The sequence below is a fragment of the Psychroflexus aurantiacus genome, assembly GCF_010820555.1.
Taxonomy (GTDB): domain Bacteria; phylum Bacteroidota; class Bacteroidia; order Flavobacteriales; family Flavobacteriaceae; genus Psychroflexus; species Psychroflexus aurantiacus.
The window spans coordinates 381,967-404,029 of sequence record NZ_JAAIKD010000001.1 but is presented as its reverse complement, the minus strand read 5'-3'; the positions used below and the strand labels follow the sequence as shown (position 1 = coordinate 404,029).

Sequence of the window (22,063 nt, the reverse complement as noted above, 5' to 3'; positions counted from 1 at the left end):
TCCAGGCTCAGATTATACTGCGCCCTGAGCAATCATAGCATCTGCTACTTTCACGAAGCCTGCGATGTTGGCTCCTTTCACATAATCCACATAACCGCTTTCATCTCTTCCATAAGTGACACAAGCTTCATGGATATCGTTCATGATTTGCTTTAGTTTTTCATCTACTTCTGCAGAAGTCCAGCCGTATCGCATTGAGTTTTGCGACATTTCAAGTCCGGAAGTAGCTACACCACCAGCATTAGAGGCTTTCCCAGGAGAAAACAAGACTTTGTTTTTGTGGAAGACTTCGATAGCTTCTGGAGTACAAGGCATATTTGCACCTTCTCCTACCAAAATACAGCCATTATTCACAAGGGCCTGAGCATCTTCCTTAAGGAGTTCATTTTGAGTAGCACAAGGCATAGCGATATCTCCTTTCTCATTCCAAGGCGTTTTGCCTTCATGGTATGTTGCCTCAGGGTACTCATCCAGGTATTCTTTAATACGTCCGCGTTTTACATTTTTCAACTCCATAATAAAGCTGAGTTTTTCGCCATCAATTCCGTCTTTGTCATAAATGTATCCGCTAGAGTCAGACATCGTTAATATGACTGCACCAAGTTCGATTGCTTTTTCTGCAGCATACTGTGCCACGTTACCAGAGCCGGAAATCAAAATGGTTTTACTCTTTAAAGTATCTCCCTGCGTTTCCAGCATACTTTTCGTAAAGTAAACATTACCATAACCAGTGGCTTCCGGACGAATTAGCGAACCTCCATAAGAGTAGCCTTTACCGGTTAAAATACCGGTGAATTCATTCTGAATACGCTTGTATTGTCCAAAGAGGTATCCAATTTCACGACCACCAACACCTATATCTCCGGCTGGGACGTCTTTGTCATTACCTATATGTCTATACAATTCTGTCATAAAGCTTTGACAAAAACGCATCACTTCATTATCAGATTTTCCTTTAGGATCGAAATCGGAGCCTCCTTTACCGCCACCCAAAGGCAGGGTTGTCAGGCTGTTTTTGAAAACCTGTTCAAAAGCTAAAAACTTCAAAATACTGAGATTAACAGAAGGGTGAAATCTCAAGCCGCCTTTGTAAGGGCCTATGGCAGAATTCATCTGAACTCTATACCCTCTATTGACCTGCATGTCTCCATGATCATCTACCCAGGTCACTCTGAACATAACCACACGTTCTGGTTCTACCATACGCTCCAATAATTTGTGGTTTTTATACTTTGGGTTTTGTTCCATGAACGGAATAATAGCCTCTGCCACTTCGTGTACGGCCTGTAAAAATTCTGGCTGATTGGGGTTTCTATCTGAAACAGTGTCTAGGAAACTTTTTAACTCTTTATTCATTTGATTATTCTTATTTATTGGTTGATTTTTTAATAGTTTCGCAAAGATATAATTTCGATTTTAGAGATGCCTTAAAATTTGATTAATATTTGCTTGAGCGTTAAATGTTTAGAAAATCATATTTCAAAATTAAAATTGCTTTGCTTTTTTGTTTTTCTATATTTGTTTTTATTAATTCCCTTTCATGAAGTACAAGCATTATACCCTCATTGCTTTCTTATGGTTTATAGTTCTAGGAATTAAAACGGAAGTTTATTCTCAAATCACGCATGATATTTCGATCATGGCCGGACCAGTTTCTTTCAGAGGTGACTATGGTCTGCGCTACGATGTGGAATCCAATCTCAAAAATTCAGGGGTAGGCATAGGGGTGAGTCATTACCTATCCTTTGGCTGCGGGAATTGTTATGGCACCAGAGCCTTTTTAGGATCATATTTCAATGAACATTTTTCAGTGCGGTCCACCATATCCTATCACTCCACCGATAAGAACCACTTTGGACACTGGTCTGAGAAACAGAGCCAGGGCGGTTTGCAACTACGGGCTATGTTTGGCAATGCCAGTGTTTTTGAAGCCGGAACAGGTCTTGAGTATTATTTGATGAGAATTATCGAATTTGAAAGAAGAGCTGGTGCTTTGACTCCCTACGCTGGAATAGGCTACAATTTTGTGTATTATTCACCACTCGCCGATACCACTTTAGAGGGAGGGCTCGGGTTACCTGAAACCACATTCCCTACTTTCCTTGCGGCTCCAGGAGAAGAGCCTGCCTTTACAAATAATCCAAATGCGACATCTTCTGTAAATCTTCAGGTTGGATTAAAATACCATTATTCACGGAAATCCGATCTTTTTGTGGAATTCAGGTGGCATCGTTATTTTTCAGATCTTGTCGACGGGCTCAGACCCATCGGTCCTCAAAATAAATACGATGACTGGATGTTCTGGCTGAGTTTTGGCTACATCTATAATCTAGAGTGGTAGATTCTCTTTTTTAAATAGGCCTTAAGCCTGCTAGCCTAGCCTAATGCCTGTTCCAGGTCTTCAATCAAATCGGCTTTGTCTTCAATTCCTACACTCAACCGGATTAAAGAATCTACAATCCCTGTGTTCTCACGTTCTGTTTTGGGAATACTGCCGTGAGTCATACTCGCCGGATGTCCTGCCAGGGATTCTACTCCCCCGAGGGATTCTGCCAGTGTGAAAACCTTTAGTTTTTCCAAAAATGTTATAGCCTTTTCATACGAATTGTCCCGGGTTGTGAATGAAACCATTCCTCCAAAATCTTTCATTTGTTTTTTGGCGATATCATGGTTTGGATGGGTTTTAAGCCCTGGCCAATACACGTTCTGAACTTTGGGATGGCTCTTTAAATATTCAGCTACTGCCTTTGCATTTTCACAATGCCGCTGCATTCTTACGTGAAGGGTTTTAATGCCTCTCAGGACCAGAAAACAGTCCATGGGACCTGGAATTGCCCCGCTCGCATTTTGAATAAAATATAACTTTTCGGCCAGGCTGTCGTCATTTACGACTATGGAGCCCAGGACCACATCGCTGTGTCCGCCAAGGTATTTGGTTGCGCTGTGCATGACTATATCGGCGCCATAATCCAGAGGCTGTTGCAGATAAGCCGTTGCAAAGGTATTGTCGACCGCAAGTAGAAGCTTGTGTTTCCTGGAAACTTTGGCAACCGCTTCTAAATCGATGATGCTCATCATAGGGTTGGTTGGCGTTTCAACCCAGATCATTTTTGTTTTATCATTGATGTGAGACACTAGAGTTTCGGCGTCCTGCATGCCTACAAAGTGAAACTGAATTCCAAACTCTTTAAAAATACGGTTGAATAACCGGTAAGTACCTCCATAAAGATCGCTGGTGGAGATGACTTCATCTCCAGGTTTCAGGGTTTTAAGTATTGCATCAATGGCAGCAAGACCGGAGCCAAATGCAAGTCCGTGTTTTCCGTTTTCTATGGAAGCCAGAGATTTTTCAAGAGCAGAGCGGGTTGGGTTGCCGCCTCTGGAGTATTCAAAGCCCTTATGACTACCCGGGGAGGTTTGGCTGTATGTTGTCGTTTGGTAAATGGGAGTCATCACCGATCCATAGGCAGGGTCTATGTTATGCTGTCCGCCATGTATCGTTTTTGTATTGAATTTCATGTGAAACTATTTAGAACTAAAGTACAATCTTGTTTTATCTCTACCGCATTCGTATTTTTAGTTTATCCTATTCTTAACAAAATCAACGACTGAAGCTTTTAAAAAGCTTTATTTTTACATCGATTTTGACAGTATAATTATGAAAGACAAATTTTACAGCTATATAGAACAACTTCAGGACAGCATTACTGATAAACTTGAATCTATAGACGGTACCGCTTCGTTTTCAGAGGATATCTGGGAAAGAAAAGAAGGCGGAGGGGGAAGGACCAGAGTGATTGAAAATGGTTCTGTTTTTGAAAAAGGGGGCGTTAATATTTCTGCAGTTCACGGAGATTTACCTGAAGCTATGCAGAACTATTTTAATGTGCAGGATTGTGATTTTTTTGCCTGTGGCATTAGTCTGGTCTTGCATCCTAAAAGTCCCATGGTGCCCACGGTGCATGCGAATTTCAGATACTTCGAAATGTATAACAGACAGGGGAAGGTCATCGATCAATGGTTTGGGGGCGGACAAGACCTTACGCCGTATTATCTTTTTGAAGACGATGCTAGGCACTTCCACAGGGTTTCTAAACAGGCCTGTGATCCTTTTGGAGAGCATTTATATTCTGATTATAAGGCTAATTGTGACAAGTATTTCTGGAATGCACACCGGGGAGAAGGCAGAGGTGTAGGGGGGCTGTTTTTCGATTATTTAAAACCAACTTCAGGGCGAAGTTTAGAGGAAATCTATGACTTCGTGACGCATGTTGGCGATAGTTTTCTGGAAGCTTATGTTCCCATTGTAGAAAAACGGAAAGCGCTTGAGTATTCTAAAGAACAGCGAAACTGGCAGGAAATCAGACGGGGTCGTTATGTGGAATTCAATCTTGTGCATGATAAAGGCACTTTATTTGGTTTAAAAACCAATGGCAGAATTGAAAGTATACTCATGAGCCTTCCGCCTCATGTTCAGTGGCAATACAACTATCACCCTGAGTCGGGTTCTGAAGAAGAAAAGCTGGTACACGTCTTGGCTAATCCCAAAGCATGGGTATAACTAAAAAAGGCTGTTTTAAAAAAAACAGCCTTTTTTAGGTTCAAATCAACATTATCTATTCGTCGTCTTCGTCTTCAACTTCCTGCAGAACGAAGTCTTCCATGAATTTTGTAGTGTAATTTCCTTCCACATAATCTGGATGTTCCATCAATTGCTTGTGAAAGGGTATTGTCGTTTTAATGCCTTCTATAACAAATTCGCTCAATGCTCTTTTCATTTTGCTTATGGCTTCAGGTCGGGTTTGAGCGGTTGCTATAAGTTTAGCAATCATTGAATCGTAGTTTGGTGGTATGGTATACCCACTGTAAACATGCGTATCAACTCTCACGCCGTGACCGCCGGGCAGGTGTAAAGTTTCTATTTTTCCTGGAGAAGGTCTGAAATTATGAAAAGGATCTTCAGCGTTTATCCTGCATTCTATGGAATGTAATTTAGGATAGTAGTTTTTCCCTGAAATCGGAACCCCGGCAGCGACCAGAATTTGCTCTCTTATCAAGTCGTGGTCTACCACTTCGTCGGTAATAGGATGCTCAACCTGGATACGCGTATTCATTTCCATGAAATAGAAATTCCTATGCTTATCGACCAAGAATTCTATGGTTCCGGCACCTTCATATTTGATAAATTCTGCGGCTTTCACAGCAGCATTTCCCATTTTTTCACGAAGTTCATCGGTCATAAAAGGAGAAGGGGTTTCTTCGGTCAGTTTTTGATGTCTTCTTTGTACAGAACAGTCCCTTTCAGATAAATGGCAGGCTTTGCCTGTTTGGTCTCCAACGATTTGTATTTCGATATGGCGAGGCTCTTCAATTAGCTTTTCCATATACATGTCATTATTTCCAAATCCAGCTTTGGCTTCCTGTCTGGCAGATTCCCAGGCAGCTTCGAGTTTGTCTTCGCTTTTTACGGCGCGCATCCCTTTTCCTCCACCACCAGCAGTGGCCTTCAGCATAACGGGATACCCGATTTCACCAGCTACTTTTTTACAGTCCTCGAAGTCTTTCAGAATCCCTTCAGATCCCGGGACACAGGGGACACCGGCAGCTTTCATCGTTGCTTTGGCACTCGCTTTATCTCCCATTCTGCTTATCATGTCGGGACTGGCACCAATAAACTTGATGTCGTGTTCCTGACAAATTTTTGAAAACGCTGCGTTTTCAGACAAAAACCCGTAACCGGGATGAATAGCATCTGCGTTGGTTATTTCTGCAGCTGAAATGATATTAGGAATTTTCAGATAGGATTCACTGCTTGGCGCAGGACCTATACAAACAGCTTCATCTGCAAACCTTACATGTAAGCTTTCTTTATCTGCTGTTGAATAAACGGCAACCGTCTTTATGCCCATTTCTTTACAGGTACGAATAATTCGTAGGGCAATTTCACCACGATTGGCGATGAGAATTTTTTTAAACATAAATGTTTGTTTTGGTTAAAGAAAAAATCTAAAACATCTGACTTCCTTAGGAAGGATCTACCAAGAAAAGAGGTTGATCGTATTCCACCGGTGAGGAATCATCCACTAAGACTTTTACTATTTTACCCGAAACTTCGCTTTCGATTTCATTGAAAAGTTTCATAGCTTCAATCGTACAAAGTACATCTCCTTCTTTTATTTCACTACCCACTTCCACATAGGTTTCTTTGTCTGGAGAAGGCTTTCTATAAAACGTTCCAATGATTGGAGACTTTATAGTCACGTAATTGTCATTCTCGCTGGCTTTAGGTGCGGCAGCCTCTGTTGCCGGAGCAGGCGCAGGAGCCTGTTGCTGGTTTTGAACAGGCGCTTGTTGCATTTGTTGTTGTGGCATGTTCATGGGAACCTGCTGAACATAAGTTCTGCCATCATCTTCACTACCGGTTTTGATGGTGATTTTTACATCATCCATTTCAAGTTTTACTTCGCTAGCTCCAGACTTTGCAACAAATTTAATCAAGTTTTGAATTTCCTTTAAATCCATAGTTTTAAGTTTTTAAGGGGTTAAGAATTATACGCCCATTTTAAATATATGGAGCCCCATGAGAAGCCACCACCAAATGCTGCAAATATAATATTATCTCCCTTCTTTAGTTGTTTTTCGTAATCGCTTAATAATAAAGGTAAAGTTGCGGAGGTTGTGTTTCCGTAACGCTCTATATTCATCAGTACTTTTTCTGAATCTAAATTCATACGTTTATAGGTCGCATCAATGATGCGCTTGTTGGCCTGATGCGGGACCAGCCAATCGACATCTTTACTGGTAAGTTTGTTTTTTTGCATGATTTCTTCACTTACTCCAGCCATATTGGATACTGCAAACTTAAACACTGTTTTACCATCCTGAAACACAAAATGTTGTTTATTTTTAATGGTTTCTTCAGAAGCCGGTAATTGTGAGCCTCCAGCGTCTATTTTCAAAAACTGACGACCGGCCCCGTCGGTTCTTAAGATTTCATCCTGTAATCCTAAGCCATCGGTGTTTGGTGAAAACAAAACCGCACCCCCGCCGTCTCCAAATATAATACATGTACTTCTGTCGGTATAATCTATTATGGATGACATCTTATCGGCTCCAACCAGCAAGATATGCTTGTATTTTCCAGATTCAATATACGCAGAGGCCACAGACATTCCATAAAGAAAACTGGAACACGCCGACTGCAAGTCGAATGAAAACGCATTGACGGCACCAATTTCAGAAGCAAGATAAGCTGCCGAAGAAGCCACGGGCATGTCTGGTGTTGCCGTTGCAAAAAGGACTAAATCGATCTCCTCAGGCTTTGTTGACGTTTTGCTGAATAAATCTTCGCAGGCCTTTATCCCTAAAAAGGAAGAGCCTTGGTTAGGTTGCTTCAAAATGCGTCTTTCTTTAATACCTGTTCTGGCAGTAATCCAATCGTCGTTGGTGTCTACCATGTTTTCCAAGATTTCATTGGTAAGCACATACTCCGGAACATACCCACCCACAGCGGTGATGGCTGCTTTTACCTCACTCATAAAAAAATAAATTTTTTTTCCAAATTCAAAGTCACTGTATATAACTATGCAAATAAAGTTGTTTTTTCATTGCTAACAAAAAAACAGCGACAACATTTATTTAACAGTTATTTAATTATAATCGCTTTTTCAGACCTCGTGTTGAATATCTGTCAGTTAAAAGCAAAAAAACTTTCAAATCGAAAATAATTCGACCTGAAAGCCTTTTGAATTTACAAATCAAATTTTATCCCCTGAGCAAGCGGAAGGTCTTTGGTGTAGTTAATGGTATTGGTTTGCCTTCTCATGTAGACTTTCCAGGCATCGGAGCCTGATTCTCTTCCTCCGCCAGTGTCTTTTTCACCTCCAAAGGCACCGCCAATTTCTGCACCCGAGGTACCGATATTGACGTTGGCGATTCCACAATCCGATCCTTCCACAGATAAAAATAGTTCTGCTTCTCTCAGGTTGTTGGTCATGATGGCAGAAGACAATCCCTGGACAACACCATTTTGCAATTCAAGGGCATTATCTACTTCTCCGGAATATTTCATGATATAAAGCACAGGAGCAAAGGTTTCATGCTGAACGATTTCAAACTCATTTTTTGCCTCTGCAATGGCTGGTTTGACATAGCAGCCGCTTTCGTAACCCTCTCCTTCCAGAACGCCGCCTTCTACTAAAATTTTGCCGCCTTCTTTTTTGACTTCTTCCAGCGCATGAAGATAATTTTTCACCGCATCCTTATCGATGAGGGGCCCTACGTGATTGTTTTCATCTAAAGGATTACCAATGCGAATTTGCTGATAAGCATCAACGATGGCATTTTTAACTTTGTCGTAGATAGACTCGTGTATGATAAGTCTTCTGGTTGAGGTACAACGCTGTCCACAGGTACCCACCGCTCCAAAAACAGCACCGATAACCGTGTTTTTAATATCCGCATCCGGGGTCACAATGATGGCATTGTTACCGCCGAGTTCCAGTAAAGATTTACCGAGACGTTTGGCTACTGCCTGGGCAACGATTCTTCCCATTCGTATTGAACCCGTCGCGGAAACTAAAGGAATACGTTTGTCTTCAGTCATATATTCTCCAACTTTGTAATCTCCTGTAATCAAAGATGAAATGCCTTCCGGAACCTTGTTTTCCTTGAAGACTCTTGCCGCGATTTTCTGGCAGGCCACAGAGGTGAGCGGGGTCTTTTCGGAACCTTTCCAGATGCAGGCATCGCCACAAACCCAGGCCAGAGCCGTGTTCCAGGACCATACCGCTACAGGGAAATTGAATGCAGAAATAATACCAACCACGCCTAAGGGATGCCACTGCTCGTACATACGGTGGCCTGGTCGTTCAGAATGCATGGTTAACCCGTGAAGCTGTCTGGACAGACCTACTGCAAAATCGCAGATATCTATCATTTCCTGGACTTCTCCAAGTCCCTCCTGGTAAGATTTACCCATTTCGTAGGAAACCAGTTTACCAAGCGGAGCTTTCAGTCTTCGCAATTCATCGTTGAACTGACGAACCACTTCTCCTCTGGCCGGTGCCGGCCAGGTTCTCCATTCTTTAAAACCTTTGTGAGCCGTGCTGGCTACTTTCTCATAATCCTCTTTTGTAGTGGCCTGTACTTTGCCAATCAAAGCCCCATCTACAGGGGAGTAGGATTCTATAAATTCTCCATTGGAGAAAAAATCTTCTCCTACAGAAGTTCCTTTATTTTCGGTTTGGACATCGAGTTGCTTTAAGGCATCGTCAATTCCAAATTCTTTTGAAATAGTACTCATTGTTTTGTTTTTTAATTTGAAACGAATTTATGAAAATTAAATTAGCTCCTGGTTTAAGCTGTAAGTCGTTTATCTACGGGCATGACTTCACCACACTTATCACAGGTTCTCAAGTCTTCTCTGGAATAGAATGCTTCGAAATGTTTTAAAAAATCTTTTTCGATATTATCAAGCGGGAAATAAACTTCATGTAATTTATGATTACAATTATCGCAAAACCAAAGTAATCCGTCTTTTACATCGAGGTGACTGCGTTTTCGTTCAATAACCAGTCCGATAGACCCTTCTTTTCTTACCGGTGAATGTGGCGTTTTGGCGGGATGTAAATACATGTCCCCAGGTCCTAAAGTCATGGTTTTTTTTTCGCCATATTCTTGAATATGCACCTCGATCTCACCCTCCAGCTGATAAAATAATTCTTCGGTTTCATTGTAATGGTAATCCTTACGCGCATTGGGTCCGCCAACAATCATGACAATATAATCCCCGGAATCTTTGTAGAGGTTTTTATTGCCAACAGGAGGCTTTAGTAACTCTCGATTTTCTTTTATCCACTGGTTCAGATTGAAAGGTTTTGAAACACTCATTTTTTTTATTTGCTTTAAAAGTAATAAAAGGCTCCTTATATAGACTTCGGCTTAAGTTTAGATTAGCATTATTTGCTCCAGGATAGTTTTCCGCCTTTTTCAGAATCTACGTCAATCTTATAATTTTTACCACCCGAAACAATCCATCTTACTTTTACAGTTCCCATGCCCGGTATATTCGAAACCCTCATGGTTTCCGGGTTTTGAACCTGCTCTGAAGCTTTATTGAAATCCTCATCTTCCACAATCATACCCGCTACTACATCTGCATTGGAAATGCTTACCAGGTCCGGGCGTTCAATATTATACTTTAAATCCTGGCTGCTGTGTGTAGGCATTAAGCGTTCATTATAAATGGTAGCTGTTATTTCCTTAAGGCCATTGCCTATGGATTTCTCTTCTACGTTTATAATGCTAAGCTTTGGAGTCTGGTAAGCATGGTAAATGGTGAAGGCCATATTTCGATGAGCGTCCTGTTCCAGGAGAAAGCCCGGATGTGCTCTTCCAAAGTTCTTTTTGAAGCCTCCAATTTCAATCTCACCATATTGAGTATGATTGTACGCTTTCCAGTCTACAAAAGCATCGCCAAACGTCAAATATTTATCGACTTTCAGTTCTTCTTCCTGGTTGCCTCTTCCTTTATTTTCGTGAAAATACAGATAGGACACCATGAGCTCATTGGTGTAAGTATAAATTCCTCGGCCGCCGTAAAACCAGTCTAACTCACCGCCAAATACAGAATACAGATCCTTGTAAACGGTGAGGTAGCGATAGCCGGGAATCATCTCTTCCCCTTTTTCTGCAATGGCATCGTAAATGCGAATATCTTCCCGGTTGTAAGTGTCAACATCTTCTTCTGCCCCGGGCCCTCTCAATATCATACCGCCGTAGTTATGATAACTTTGCGCTCCGGCAATATTAGGGTGTTTCATAACGAAGTCCGCAACAGCTCTGCTTTCTGGCAAACTGAACGGATACTTGTAAGCGCCACGCTGCACATAATCCGGCTGCCATTTCCAGCCCCAGTCTCTGTTGGGATCGTAGTAACCTATACCATCTTCATTGACTTCTCCGTCATTGTCATTATCGATTCCTTCAAAACCAAGCATTTCATAGTCTCCCTGTTCCTCCATAGGAACGCGTATCAGGCGCCTGTTGTCCTGAGGGTCTTTGATGTATTGCCCGGTTGGGGATTTGCGAATCATGTAAGTGATGTGATTATCCTTGTTGAGGTCGTCAAAACCGTCTTCGCCGGCATTCCCATCTCCGTCGTTGTCCAGAACGATCATGCCGGATCTTGGTGAATGTGGCGTGTTGGGCTCTTTCATATAATTATCCCTGGCATCTGGATTAATCGTAGGGACGATGTAAAAGGTTTTATCCTTCAGTAACTGGTTTATAAACTCCAGTTCGCCAAACATCTCTGTGAGGTACCAGGCGGTATATAATGAAAATTCAGCGCCCTGTATTTCATTGGAATGGATATTACCATCGATGTACATCGCTGGTTTTTCATCCGGATCTCCTGTGTTGAAATCGGAAACAGCCAGCATGTAAATATCCCGGCCTTCGTAGGATTTTCCTATGCTTTCCAGTCGGGTTAATTCCGGATAGGCATCGGTAATTTTTTTCATCAGATCCACAATACCAGCATAGGTGTTGTAGCGATTCCAGCTGGCCTCTACTTTCGGCTGATGTGGGGTTCCTATAGCTCTGAAAAATTTTTCCTGTGCCTGGGAAGCAGAACCAAACAGCACTAAAATAGCTAAAGAAAAGAGAGTCGTATAATTGATAATTTTCATGACTTATAAGTTTATGTTTATGTCTGCAAAACCCGTGTGAGGCGCTCCGGCTTTCAAATTTATGTTCCCGCTTCCTTTTACAATCCAGGATAGCGTTTTCGTTTCCAGAGCTTCCATTCTGTCGATCAATTCAACGGTATTACCCACAAGGATATCCTCTTCGGATGCACCCAGGTCTACTCTTATTTTTTTTAGCCAACGCGAACGCTGACCTAATTCTGAATGTGAGGGTAAATTGCCGTTGTTGAGCAAGTCTACCGTAATGCGCTTAAGCCCCCCTTTTAAATCTTCTACTTTTAGGTTGTGAAACTCCAGCTTTTGTTGCTGCTGCGCCAGTTTCAGAATAAAATGCGTATGCTCTGTGGCAATGCTGTCCACTTTTGAAAAGGGAGGATTATGCATCACAAAAGGCTTTACACCACCCACTTCCACTGTTTGATTTTTAAAGTCGGGATGCTCTATTTTTTCCCATGCCACAAACACGTTGCTGAGGTTTTCCTGCTCTGCCCATTTCAGGAAGTTTGAAACTTCCGTTTCCTTAATCTTTTGATCTGAAGTAGAGGTCGTATCCTTTTTGGCTTCCGGAACCCACCAGCCTGGGGTGCTAAAGCTCAATCTTCCAAAATGGAAATAAGCCCACTGGAAAAAATCTCCATCGGTTCCCTGATTATCCTGTTTATAAGGTTTTTGAGAAATGCTTTCGTTGTAGATTTCCGAGATCATTTTGTTGATAGCGACATCCCCTTCCAAAGGAGAAGAAACAATTCTTTTTTTGGCTTCCTGCGCATTGTATTTAAGCGGAGAAGACAAATTATTCGCAGGCCCAAAGGTTACAAAGGCATAAATGTTGAACTGCTTATAAAGGTAGTCCAGCAAGGCCCTGGTTTCTTTTTGTGAAACCGCATAATCACCAGCAAGAGGTTCAAAGACCGGGAATTTGAAACTAAAAATTTTGTTAAAGGCATAGCCTTCTTTCAGGCCTTCATTGAATTTATCATCCTTGTCGTTGTCAAGACCTTCAGAATACAGCCTATAACGCGTTGCAGAGGAAGAGGAAGTGTCCACTTCCATCATCGCTCTGGGATCGCTGGGATGTGGGACGTATTTTCCTAAAGGACTTTCGATACGTAGTTGGGTAATAAGACCATCCTTGTTTAAGTCTTCATAGGGGTCTTCATTCAATCTACCGTCGCGATCGTGGTCCAGATTGGATGCATTTCCCCGGCGCTCATACTTCAGTTCTTCATGGTATTGAGCGTAAGCATCAGGAGACATGTTGGGGAAGATATAAAATGTGGTTTCCTCCAAAGCTTTCGCCTCTTCTGTGACCAGGCGTTCGGCAAACTGCAAAGCAAGCTCAACGCTTAGTACATGATAACCTTCCACTCCGCCCATAACAGCAATAGCAGGTTTGTTATCAAGGTCGCCCGTGCCTATTTTAAGGACATAAATGTCTTGTCTTCCTGCAGTTTCGGTTAAGGTGGATAAGTTCACGCTGGAATTTTTATCCAGGGCTTTTAAGCGTTTAGATATCTGTTTAAGGTCCGGATAATTGTCCTGGGCAAAAGCTAAGCTTTGCGCCAAAATCAACATTAGGATTACGGGGATGTGCTTCATTTTTAAAATTTTTATAAAAATAGCTATATTTAATAGGTATCAAAATGAAATATTAAACTTAATTTTTAGGCTTAAGGGTGTAACAATTCTACAGACCTCAGACTAACCTTAGAAACCTATCAAGATGACTACTAAACGATTCCTAAGCCTGGAGTGGAAACAATTTAGACGCTCTTCTTTTTTTGAAAAAGGTCTGGCTATTAAAATCCTGATGCTTCTGGGAGCGCTTTATTTTGCAAGTCTGGCCATTTTAGCCGGTACTGGTGTTTTCTTTATTTTTAAGAAGGCGATTCCTGATCAGGATCCTTTTACCCTGATTAATAATTATTTGATTTACTGGGTGCTCGGCGATTTGACCTTAAGGTACTTCATGCAGCAGTTGCCGGTGATGAATATCAAACCCATGCTACTGCTCCCTATAAAGCGACAGGAGGTGATTCGATTTTTACTTTTAAAAACATCCTTTTCTTTTTTTAATATTTTACCCCTCTTATTTTTCATACCGCTGGCTGTTGTTTTGATGGTAAAAGCTTATAACCCGGTCATGGTCTTGATTTGGTTTGCTGGTATTCTGTCTATCAGTTTTTCAATTAATTTTCTAAATTTCATTCTAAATAAAAACAACACGGTATTTTTTGTAGTTATAGCCCTGCTGTCTTCTTTTATTGGCCTGCACTATTTTGATGTGTTCGACATCACACCTTATACGGGCGTTTTCTTCAATTCATTTTACAAACTTGGTTATACCGTTTTGGTTCCAGTAGCCCTTGTGTTTTTGTTATTCAAAATGAATTATAAACTGCTTAGAACCAATTTTTATGTAGATGGGGCTGTACAGCCCAAAAAACAAAAATTCAGGAATTACAATCTTGAATTTTTAAACCGGTTTGGAACCCTGGCCACCTTCTTAAAAAACGATGTCAAAATGATTACCAGAAATGCCAGACCAAAACAGGTGCTGCTGATGTCTTTTCTCTTTCTGTTTTACGGTCTTATTTTTTTTACCGGAGATACGTATAAAGATATGCCGGTATTTTTAGCCTTTGCATCCGTTTTTGTAACCGGGGGGTTTCTCATCACTTTTGGGCAACTGGTGCCTTCCTGGGATAGTGAGTATTACAAACTGATGATGAGTCAAAACATATCTTACAAACAATACCTGGAGTCCAAATGGTTGCTGATGGCTATTGGCTGTGCAGTGTCCTTTGTATTGAGTACGCCCTATATCTATTTTGGCTGGGATATCTATGCGATGATCGCCGCAGGGGCCTCCTTCAATATCGGACTCAATTCGTTTATTACGTTATATGGTGGTGCGCTCAACAGGGTGCCTATAGAACTCAACCAGAAAGCAAAAGCCTTCAGCAATACTCAGGGTTTTAATCCTACACAATTGCTTATCAGTTTACCAAAAATCCTTGGGCCTATGCTCATTTTTTACGTGCCTTATAAGCTTATCAGTTTTGATGCAGGAATTATTGCGCTGGCATTAAGCGGGCTTCTGGGATTGATTTTTAAATCCTATTTCTTAAAAATTATCGAGAGCCTTTATCAAAAGAATAAATACAAAACCATTTCAGCATTTTCAGAAAAAAAATAACTACCTCTTATGGAAACGATCATTCAAGTTCAAAATTTATCCAAGACTTACAAGACCGATAAAGTTTTAGACATCGAAGCTTTAGACATTCCAAAAGGACAAAGCTTTGGTTTAGTAGGAAATAACGGTGCCGGGAAAACCACCTTTTTTAGTTTGCTCCTGGACCTGATTAAACCCACCACAGGACAGATAATAAACAAGGGGTTTGTGGTAAGCGAAAGCGAAGACTGGAAACCTTTCACCTCTTCTTTTATCGATGAAAGCTTTTTGATAGGCTATCTTACTGCAGAAGAATATTTTTATTTTATCGGAGATTTGCGCGACACCTCTAAAGCTGAGGTAGACGAGCTTCTGGCAGAGTTTGAGGACTTTTTTCACGGAGAGATCCTCAATCAGAAAAAATACCTCAGAGATCTTTCCAAAGGAAACCAAAAGAAAGCTGGAATTGTAGCGGCCCTTATCGGCAATCCTGAAGTTGTGATTTTAGATGAACCTTTTGCCAATCTTGACCCCACTACTCAAATACGACTCAAAAAAATCATCAGAGAATTGTCTTCTCAGAAAAACGTCACGGTTTTGGTTTCAAGTCATGACCTGATGCATGTGACCGAGGTTTGTGAACGTATCGTGGTTCTGGATAAAGGGGAGCTTGTAAAAGATATTTATACCGGCGAAGCCACACTGAAGGAGCTGGAACTCTATTTTGAGAGGTAATTTGTTTATTTTTGGATACAAAAAGCCAAAATTTATAAATCCTGCCTATTTTTACAGAGACATACTATCACTTATTTTTTTAAGTTATATAGGCTAGATTGTTTTAAATGCGCATAAAATTTCTTCTCTTACTTATTCTTGGAGTAACTATGATTACTTCCTGTTCAAGAAAAAAAGACAAATTCTTGAATAAGAATTTTCATGCGATGACCACCTATTATAACATTGTTTATAATGGCAACCTTGCCCTTGAAAAAGGGAAACAGCAAGTTGAAGATGCTTATAAAGAAGATTACTGGGCCGTCCTGCCAATTGAAAGAATGGCCATAAAGGAAACGCCTTCCCGAAGAACAGGCCGAAATTCAGAAGCTTCTCAAAATACTCCTTTTCAGGAAGCAGAAGAAAAAGCAACAAAGGCTATACAGAAACATTCGATGTTTATCAAGGGTAAGGAATACAACCCACAGATAGACGAAACCTTTTTGCTTCTGGGGAAAGCACGGTATTTCGATCAGCGTTTTATTCCGGCCAAAGATGCCTTTAGTTTTATACTGAATCACTACCCGGAAAGCTCAACCATCAATGAAGCGGTGATCTGGCAGGAAAAAACAAATTTGAGACTTGAGAATTTTGACAGGGCTATCAAAAATCTGGACTCGCTACTCAAGACTTCAGGATTATCAGCCTTAGAACAGCATGAAGCTTCTGCGACGCTTGCCCAGGCTTATATCTTTGAAGATGAAAAAAGATTTGCAATTCCACCTTTAAGACTGGCAATTGCCACCGCTCCAGATGAGGAAAAGAAAGCAAGACTGCTTTTTATAAAAGGACAGCTGTATGCTTTATTAGGAGAAAAGGACAGTGCCAGGGTGAGTTTTGATGAGGTGATTGCTCTAAACAGGAAGTCGCCACGCCGGTATAGAATTCATTCTAAACTCGAACAACTGAGACTTAAGGACCTTGAAAAGACCTCCTGGAATGAGACCGAACTGGCGTTTCAGGACATGGCGGAGAACAGAGAAAACCGTCCTTTTTTGGATTTTATATATTATGATAACGCGGTCTTTAGACTCGCAAAAGATTCGGTTAGACTCGCAGTAGAAAAATTCAATGCATCTTTAAGGGAAGAGCCGAGCGATACGTATTTGAAAAGCAGAAATTATTTCAATCTTGGGGAGATCTATTTTGATAAAGCCTCTTACGAGACCGCTGGTAAATATTATGACAGTACATTAACCAATTTACCGGAGAACACCTTAGAGCATATTCAGATTAAAAGGAAAAAAGACAATCTTGAAGAGGTTATTAACTATGAAAGAATTGCAAAAGAAACTGACAGCATTTTAAATTTGGTAAATGCCTCAGACGAAAAGCGAATTCAGGTATTTTCAGCCTATATCGAAAAACTTAAGGAAGAGGAAAAAAGCGTATTCGCCAGGGAAAGCGCTTCCAAACTTGCCGATTCAAGATTTGGAGCTCAGAGGAGTCAAATTGGAGCACAGGGAAACAATCCCAGCGATTTTTACTTTTACGATCGTATTGAAGCCCAAAAAGGAGAAGTGGTATTCAGAAGAATCTGGGGGGATATTCAGTTAACCGATGACTGGAGAAGAGACCCTGTAAGAAGTTCCGGTCTGAATATCGAAAGCGAAGAGGCTGTTGTTGTCGAGGAGGAGTTGAAACCGGAGTATAATCCTCAAACCTATATTGCAAAAATCCCTACAGATGAAGCAATAATCGATAGTATTTCTGATGAGAGAAACTTTGCCAACTATCAGCTTGGAATCCTTTACAAGGAAAAATTCAGAAGGAATGATCTGGCGATTTTAAAATTAGAGGCTTTGCTGGAGAATGATCCGGAAGAGCGCCTGGTTTTACCCTCAACGTATTACCTCTATAAAATCTACGAGGAGACCGGCGATGTTAAACGGGCTATGCAATGGAAAACCGAAATATTGAACAAACATCCAGAGTCCAGCTATGCCAGTATTTTAAGAAATCCAGAAGCCTACAGGACTGCTGCAGATAATCCGCAAAATATTTATAACAAATTATTCAGGGATTACCAGGCAGAGCATTATGAGGGTGTACTGAATGAAATCGAAACGTATACTAAGGTCTTCTTGGGAAACTCGATTCTGCCAAAGCTGGAACTTCTCAAAGCCCGGGTATTGGCTAAGCTTGAAGGTTTAGAGGCTTACATGGAAGCGCTCAATTATGTGGCCTTAACCTATCCTCAGTCTAAAGAAGGAAAATACGCTCAGGAACAGTATAAGCAATTAAAAGACAGCTCGTTTTCATCTGAATTTGACATGGATCCGGCTCCGGATTCGGAGTATATGCTGGTATTTAAATTTGATACTAAGGCTACACCAGAGTCAAAAATCCACGGCATTAAAGAAGATCTACTCGCTGCTCTTCAAAAGGAGCCCGGACTTAACCTTAGTTTGAATGAAAATAATTACACACCAAATCAAACTTTAATCACTCTGAAAGGTCTTAGGAGCAAAGCTGCTGCGGAAGAATTGGCTGAAAAGTTTATTAAAAACGCTATTATCGACAAAAATTTCACTTATTTTGTGATAACACAACAGAATTACAAGATTGCTCAGAGGCACAAAAACCTCGATGACTACTTAGAAAATTATAGATAACATGTTTTCAGAAAAAAAAAGACTCATGAATTCAGACTTAACGAAGGAGCAAAATAAAATAGCTCAGGGAACTACGTTTACGGGAAATATTGAGTCCCAGGGAAGTTTCCGTATAGAAGGAAAACTGATAGGCAATATCAAAACTCCCGGTAAAATTGTGGTAGGTAAATCAGGTTACATCGAAGGTCAGGTCGAATGTGAAAACGCAGATTTTGAAGGAGAATTTAAGGGAGAATTGAAGGTGAGTAAATTTTTGACCTTAAGAGCTACCGCCAAAATTGAAGGAGAAGTGTTTACAGATAAGCTTTCAATAGAGCCTGGAGCCATATTAAACGCAACCTGTAGCATGAAGGGCAATGTGAAATCTCTTTCCCGAAAGGAGGAACCTTCAATATCCAAAAAAAGCGCCCTGGGCTAATGTCTAAAAACAACAGGCAGCCAAATCCCTGGTTATATTTTACGGGAATAGGTTTGCAGATGGCTATTGTTATTGCCGGTTCGGTGTTCCTTGGAATCTGGCTGGACAAAACCTATACAGATTCGTCCAGACTTTTCACCATTGTTTTGTCGCTTCTTGGTATTTTTGTCGCCCTGATACAAGTCATTACCTCACTCAAAAACTTTAAGGACTAAGTAAGCATGAAGAACCTCTTTCAAAACACCTACGTCTCCATATTGATTTTTGCGCTGATTATTTTCCTTATGCATTGGGGCTTAGATGCTGTGTTCTCCATTATTACATACTACTCGATAAGTTCTATTTATCTCTTCCATGTCCTTTCAGCACTGGCTGTTGCCGGAATTATCCAGCTGGTTTATGCAAATTCAAAAGATCATGCAGGATTTGCGTTTATGGGGACGAGTTTGCTCAAAATGCTGGCGGCAATCCTTTTTTTACTTCCGGGATTTCTTTCTGATGACAAGCCTTCTTTTGCTAACATTCTGAACTTTTTTGTACCTTACTTTTTGTTTTTGATTTTTGAGGCTGTACAGGTCATCAAATTTATCAACCCGAAAGAAGAGTCTCAGGAGTGAGGTGTGTTCTGATGAGGCGCCTTGCGCTGTAGAACTGGTAAGCATTTCCGCTCGTAATACAAATTAGCCAAAACCCTATTTTGATTGCTTATCTGGGTGTCTGACGACTGCATTCAAAATGATAGTGCATCATGAATGATTGCAGCTGGTTAGTTTGATTCTTAAGCAAATAGATTTGAAAGGGAAGGCAAGTTGCTAAAAAAGTTTTTTTTTGAAGCTTTTATTTATAATTAGAAAGTAAAAACTTACATTTGCACGAAATTTTCGAATTGATATTAAGTCAACAATTTATGGCAACACACAAATCTTCAAAGATTACAGTGGCTCTTATGCTCTTGCTTATTTTAAATACCTTTTCTTCTTTCGCTCAGTTGGATACGGATGAAGTTATAGATGAAAGTTTCAATCCTACCGAAATGATAATGCATCATATTAGTGATTCTCACGGCTGGCATTTTTTTGGAGAAGGAGAAGATGCTTTCACAATTCCATTACCTGTTATTTTATGGACAGATAAAGGATTGGTATCCTTTATGTCAAGTGCATTTCATCACGATGTGGAAGGAGAGTATATCGTTGAAGCCAACGGACAGAAGTTTGTGAATTATCACGAAAAGATTTTTGTTTTAAATGAAGGTGAAACGGAGTTTGAATATAATGAAGAAGAGCATGCTGCTTTAAACGCCAATAGCCCTTTTGACATTTCCATAACCAAGAATGTGGCCTCGATGCTGCTGACCTCAATTTTGATGATCATTCTTTTCATGGGTCTGGCAAAACATTACAGAAAATCTAAGAAAGCGCCTAAAGGGTTTACAAACATATTGGAAACGCTTGTTGTTTTTGTAAGAGACGAGATCGCAAAACCACAAATAGGGGAAAAGAAATACATGAAATTCATGCCGTTTTTGTTAACGGTCTTTTTCTTTATCTGGATTGCCAACCTGATGGGATTACTGCCAGGCGCAGCCAACGTGACCGGTAATATTTCAATTACAGTAGCTTTGGGATTATTCACCTTAGCTCTGATTTTGGTTAACGCTAACAAGGATTACTGGCAACACGTATTCTGGATGCCGGGTATTCCAACATTTGTAAAACCAATCCTGGCAATAGTAGAAATACTGGGGGTATTCATTAAGCCTATCGCGCTTATGATTCGTTTGTTTGCGAACATCACAGCGGGTCACATTATTATCTTGAGTTTAATCGGACTGATTTTTATACTAGAGACTGCGGGTGTAGCCGCTATATCGGTTCCTTTTGCTTTATTCATTACAGTTTTAGAATTATTAGTTGCATTTTTGCAAGCCTTTATATTTACCATGCTGTCAGCCTTGTTTATCGGGATGGCGGTGCAAGAACATGAACATCATTAACTTTAATTTTTAATATTTATTTACTATGGAATTATTACACGTAGGTATTGCAGCTTTAGGAGCTGGTTTAGCAGTTTTAGGAGCAGGAATTGGCGTTGGTAAAATCGGTGGCTCTGCCATGGAAGCTATCGCTCGTCAGCCAGAAGCTTCTGGAAAAATTCAGACCGCAATGATTATTGCTGCTGCACTTGTAGAAGGCGTTGCTCTTTTTGGAGTAGTAGCCGCTCTATTAGGTGTCCTAACCACTTAGAATGATGAAAACCCTCATAACCAACGGTTGGTTGGATGAGGGTTTTAATTTTTAGAATCAAAAAATAGTTATCATATATGGATTTAATTACTCCTGAATACGGTTTATTTGTCTGGCAAGTTGTTGTCATGATTATTCTTATATTCTTGTTGACAAAATTTGCCTGGAAGCCCGTCATGAAAGCTGTTGGCGAAAGAGAAGCTTCAATTAATGAGGCCTTGGCTTCTGCTGAAAAGGCCAAAGAAGAAATGGCTAACCTGAAAGCTGACAATGAAAAAATGCTTCAGCAAGCCAGAGCTGAACGAGATGAGATGCTTAAGGAAGCTCAGCAGATGAAAAAATCCATCATTGCTGAAGCTACTGAAGATGCAAATCAAAAGGCTGAACAAATTCTTGAAAAAGCACAGGCGGCTATTCAAAACGAAAAGAAAACAGCTTTAGCAGAAATCAAGTCACAAGTGGCTGAGCTATCGGTTCAAATTGCTGAAACTGTTGTTAAGAAACAGCTGGATGACAAGCAAGAGCAGATGACTTTAGTGAACAAAATGCTTGACGACGTTAAACTTAACTAACAAAATACATGGGAAGTAGAGCAGGAAAACGGTACGCGAAAGCCATTATTGAACTGGCTGAAGAAAACAAGGTGGAGGATAAGGTTTTAGAAAACTTTGCGTCCATACAATCTACCATTTCCAATAATAAAGATCTTAAACTTATGCTTACGAGTCCGTTAATTGAACTCGGTAAGAAAGAAGCTGTGCTTTTAGAAGTTTTTAGTGAGGTCGAGACTTTAGTGAAACAACTCATCAAAACCCTGGTCAAAAATAACAGGGTTGATCTATTGGAACACGTTTCCAGAGCATATATCGAACTTTACAATACCAAGCATCACATTCAGACTGCTACTGTGATTACAGCAGTAGAAATGACGAAGGAGCTGGAAGAAAAAGTTCAGGCAAAAATTAAAGATATTACTGGTTACACGGCAAATCTTACAAACCAAGTTGATGAATCTATTCTTGGGGGATTTATACTCAGATTGAAAGACCTTCAGTTTGACGGAAGTGTATCTAGCAGTCTTAACCGATTCAAAAGACAATTATTATAATACTAAGCGGTAT

21 protein-coding genes are annotated in these 22,063 nt (G+C 40.6%); 12 read left to right on the top strand and 9 right to left on the bottom strand.

Features of this window, described 5'->3' with window-relative positions:
- Window positions 1-12 precede the first annotated feature (12 nt).
- Complete coding sequence (gene gdhA, locus G3567_RS01730; RefSeq protein WP_164003517.1) at window positions 13-1,356, bottom strand: NADP-specific glutamate dehydrogenase; 1,344 nt, start codon at window positions 1,354-1,356, stop codon at window positions 13-15.
- Window positions 1,357-1,540: 184 nt separating this feature from the next.
- Between gdhA and G3567_RS01725 the strand changes: the two genes are divergently transcribed.
- Complete coding sequence (locus G3567_RS01725) at window positions 1,541-2,341, top strand: THC0290_0291 family protein (RefSeq protein WP_164003516.1); 801 nt, start codon at window positions 1,541-1,543, stop codon at window positions 2,339-2,341.
- Window positions 2,342-2,376: 35 nt separating this feature from the next.
- On the opposite strand, the gene G3567_RS01720 is transcribed toward G3567_RS01725, so the two are convergent.
- A complete protein-coding gene (locus tag G3567_RS01720) occupies window positions 2,377-3,519 on the bottom strand; it encodes a cystathionine gamma-synthase (protein WP_164003514.1) in 1,143 nt (380 codons plus the stop codon).
- A gap of 139 nt (window positions 3,520-3,658) precedes the next feature.
- On the opposite strand from G3567_RS01720, the gene hemF reads away from it, so the two are divergent.
- A complete protein-coding gene (gene hemF, locus G3567_RS01715; RefSeq protein ID WP_164003512.1) occupies window positions 3,659-4,561 on the top strand; it encodes an oxygen-dependent coproporphyrinogen oxidase in 903 nt (300 codons plus the stop codon).
- 55 nt (window positions 4,562-4,616) lie between these two features.
- Here the strand turns inward: hemF and accC are convergent, their stop codons facing one another.
- The 7 genes from accC to G3567_RS01680 form a co-directional block, all read right to left on the bottom strand.
- Window positions 4,617-5,978, bottom strand: coding sequence for an acetyl-CoA carboxylase biotin carboxylase subunit (accC, locus tag G3567_RS01710; RefSeq protein ID WP_164003510.1), 1,362 nt, complete (start codon window positions 5,976-5,978; stop codon window positions 4,617-4,619).
- 46 nt (window positions 5,979-6,024) lie between these two features.
- Entirely contained in the window at window positions 6,025-6,522 is a 498-nt protein-coding gene (accB, locus tag G3567_RS01705) for an acetyl-CoA carboxylase biotin carboxyl carrier protein (RefSeq protein ID WP_164003507.1), read from the bottom strand.
- A 20-nt stretch (window positions 6,523-6,542) separates the two neighbouring features.
- On the bottom strand, window positions 6,543-7,538 hold the full coding sequence (locus tag G3567_RS01700; protein ID WP_164003505.1) for a beta-ketoacyl-ACP synthase III: 996 nt from the start codon (window positions 7,536-7,538) through the stop codon (window positions 6,543-6,545).
- 212 nt (window positions 7,539-7,750) lie between these two features.
- Window positions 7,751-9,304, bottom strand: coding sequence for an L-piperidine-6-carboxylate dehydrogenase (gene amaB / locus G3567_RS01695; RefSeq protein WP_164003503.1), 1,554 nt, complete (start codon window positions 9,302-9,304; stop codon window positions 7,751-7,753).
- Window positions 9,305-9,357: 53 nt separating this feature from the next.
- A complete protein-coding gene (locus G3567_RS01690) occupies window positions 9,358-9,891 on the bottom strand; it encodes a 3-hydroxyanthranilate 3,4-dioxygenase (RefSeq protein ID WP_164003501.1) in 534 nt (177 codons plus the stop codon).
- Window positions 9,892-9,959: 68 nt separating this feature from the next.
- The gene (locus tag G3567_RS01685) at window positions 9,960-11,693 is read right to left on the bottom strand and encodes a M14 family metallopeptidase (protein ID WP_164003499.1); all 1,734 of its coding nucleotides are present in this window, start codon (window positions 11,691-11,693) and stop codon (window positions 9,960-9,962) included.
- A 3-nt stretch (window positions 11,694-11,696) separates the two neighbouring features.
- Complete coding sequence (locus G3567_RS01680; protein ID WP_164003497.1) at window positions 11,697-13,310, bottom strand: M14 family metallopeptidase; 1,614 nt, start codon at window positions 13,308-13,310, stop codon at window positions 11,697-11,699.
- A gap of 124 nt (window positions 13,311-13,434) precedes the next feature.
- On the opposite strand from G3567_RS01680, the gene G3567_RS01675 reads away from it, so the two are divergent.
- From G3567_RS01675 to atpH, 10 genes are all read left to right on the top strand, one after another.
- Window positions 13,435-14,910, top strand: a complete 1,476-nt coding sequence (locus G3567_RS01675) for a DUF5687 family protein (RefSeq protein WP_164003495.1) — start codon at window positions 13,435-13,437, stop codon at window positions 14,908-14,910.
- A gap of 9 nt (window positions 14,911-14,919) precedes the next feature.
- Window positions 14,920-15,624, top strand: coding sequence for an ABC transporter ATP-binding protein (locus G3567_RS01670; protein ID WP_164003494.1), 705 nt, complete (start codon window positions 14,920-14,922; stop codon window positions 15,622-15,624).
- 107 nt (window positions 15,625-15,731) lie between these two features.
- Window positions 15,732-18,278, top strand: a complete 2,547-nt coding sequence (gene porW / locus G3567_RS01665; RefSeq protein WP_449421280.1) for a type IX secretion system periplasmic lipoprotein PorW/SprE — start codon at window positions 15,732-15,734, stop codon at window positions 18,276-18,278.
- A gap of 1 nt (window position 18,279) precedes the next feature.
- The gene (locus G3567_RS01660) at window positions 18,280-18,696 is read left to right on the top strand and encodes a bactofilin family protein (protein ID WP_164003493.1); all 417 of its coding nucleotides are present in this window, start codon (window positions 18,280-18,282) and stop codon (window positions 18,694-18,696) included.
- Entirely contained in the window at window positions 18,696-18,911 is a 216-nt protein-coding gene (locus tag G3567_RS01655) for an AtpZ/AtpI family protein (RefSeq protein ID WP_164003492.1), read from the top strand. The genes G3567_RS01660 and G3567_RS01655 overlap by 1 nt, the downstream gene beginning before the upstream one ends.
- A 6-nt stretch (window positions 18,912-18,917) precedes the next feature.
- Window positions 18,918-19,313 carry a DUF6168 family protein gene (locus G3567_RS01650; protein ID WP_164003491.1) on the top strand — a complete coding sequence of 132 codons (396 nt, stop codon included), beginning with the start codon at window positions 18,918-18,920 and terminating at the stop codon, window positions 19,311-19,313.
- Window positions 19,314-19,603: 290 nt separating this feature from the next.
- On the top strand, window positions 19,604-20,692 hold the full coding sequence (atpB, locus tag G3567_RS01645; RefSeq protein WP_164003490.1) for a F0F1 ATP synthase subunit A: 1,089 nt from the start codon (window positions 19,604-19,606) through the stop codon (window positions 20,690-20,692).
- A 25-nt stretch (window positions 20,693-20,717) separates the two neighbouring features.
- Window positions 20,718-20,942, top strand: a complete 225-nt coding sequence (gene atpE, locus G3567_RS01640; RefSeq protein ID WP_003434627.1) for an ATP synthase F0 subunit C — start codon at window positions 20,718-20,720, stop codon at window positions 20,940-20,942.
- Window positions 20,943-21,019: 77 nt separating this feature from the next.
- The gene (locus tag G3567_RS01635) at window positions 21,020-21,514 is read left to right on the top strand and encodes a F0F1 ATP synthase subunit B (RefSeq protein ID WP_164003489.1); all 495 of its coding nucleotides are present in this window, start codon (window positions 21,020-21,022) and stop codon (window positions 21,512-21,514) included.
- Between the two features lie 8 nt (window positions 21,515-21,522).
- Complete coding sequence (atpH, locus tag G3567_RS01630) at window positions 21,523-22,050, top strand: ATP synthase F1 subunit delta (RefSeq protein WP_164003488.1); 528 nt, start codon at window positions 21,523-21,525, stop codon at window positions 22,048-22,050.
- Window positions 22,051-22,063 lie beyond the last annotated feature (13 nt).

Bases quoted from the DNA above. Each gene is read 5' to 3' on its own strand.
- G3567_RS01685 (WP_164003499.1), bottom strand. From the start codon at position 11,693: ATGAAAATTATCAATTATACGACTCTCTTTTCTTTAGCTATTTTAGTG.
- hemF (WP_164003512.1), top strand. From the start codon at position 3,659: ATGAAAGACAAATTTTACAGCTATATAGAACAACTTCAGGACAGCATT.
- G3567_RS01650 (WP_164003491.1), top strand. From the start codon at position 18,918: ATGAAGAACCTCTTTCAAAACACCTACGTCTCCATATTGATTTTTGCG.
- amaB (WP_164003503.1), bottom strand. From the start codon at position 9,304: ATGAGTACTATTTCAAAAGAATTTGGAATTGACGATGCCTTAAAGCAA.
- G3567_RS01655 (WP_164003492.1), top strand. From the start codon at position 18,696: ATGTCTAAAAACAACAGGCAGCCAAATCCCTGGTTATATTTTACGGGA.
- G3567_RS01675 (WP_164003495.1), top strand. From the start codon at position 13,435: ATGACTACTAAACGATTCCTAAGCCTGGAGTGGAAACAATTTAGACGC.
- accB (WP_164003507.1), bottom strand. From the start codon at position 6,522: ATGGATTTAAAGGAAATTCAAAACTTGATTAAATTTGTTGCAAAGTCT.
- G3567_RS01700 (WP_164003505.1), bottom strand. From the start codon at position 7,538: ATGAGTGAGGTAAAAGCAGCCATCACCGCTGTGGGTGGGTATGTTCCG.
- atpH (WP_164003488.1), top strand. From the start codon at position 21,523: ATGGGAAGTAGAGCAGGAAAACGGTACGCGAAAGCCATTATTGAACTG.
- G3567_RS01720 (WP_164003514.1), bottom strand. From the start codon at position 3,519: ATGAAATTCAATACAAAAACGATACATGGCGGACAGCATAACATAGAC.
- porW (WP_449421280.1), top strand. From the start codon at position 15,732: ATGCGCATAAAATTTCTTCTCTTACTTATTCTTGGAGTAACTATGATT.
- accC (WP_164003510.1), bottom strand. From the start codon at position 5,978: ATGTTTAAAAAAATTCTCATCGCCAATCGTGGTGAAATTGCCCTACGA.
- G3567_RS01635 (WP_164003489.1), top strand. From the start codon at position 21,020: ATGGATTTAATTACTCCTGAATACGGTTTATTTGTCTGGCAAGTTGTT.
- G3567_RS01725 (WP_164003516.1), top strand. From the start codon at position 1,541: ATGAAGTACAAGCATTATACCCTCATTGCTTTCTTATGGTTTATAGTT.
- G3567_RS01660 (WP_164003493.1), top strand. From the start codon at position 18,280: ATGTTTTCAGAAAAAAAAAGACTCATGAATTCAGACTTAACGAAGGAG.
- atpB (WP_164003490.1), top strand. From the start codon at position 19,604: ATGGCAACACACAAATCTTCAAAGATTACAGTGGCTCTTATGCTCTTG.
- G3567_RS01680 (WP_164003497.1), bottom strand. From the start codon at position 13,310: ATGAAGCACATCCCCGTAATCCTAATGTTGATTTTGGCGCAAAGCTTA.
- atpE (WP_003434627.1), top strand. From the start codon at position 20,718: ATGGAATTATTACACGTAGGTATTGCAGCTTTAGGAGCTGGTTTAGCA.
- G3567_RS01670 (WP_164003494.1), top strand. From the start codon at position 14,920: ATGGAAACGATCATTCAAGTTCAAAATTTATCCAAGACTTACAAGACC.
- gdhA (WP_164003517.1), bottom strand. From the start codon at position 1,356: ATGAATAAAGAGTTAAAAAGTTTCCTAGACACTGTTTCAGATAGAAAC.
- G3567_RS01690 (WP_164003501.1), bottom strand. From the start codon at position 9,891: ATGAGTGTTTCAAAACCTTTCAATCTGAACCAGTGGATAAAAGAAAAT.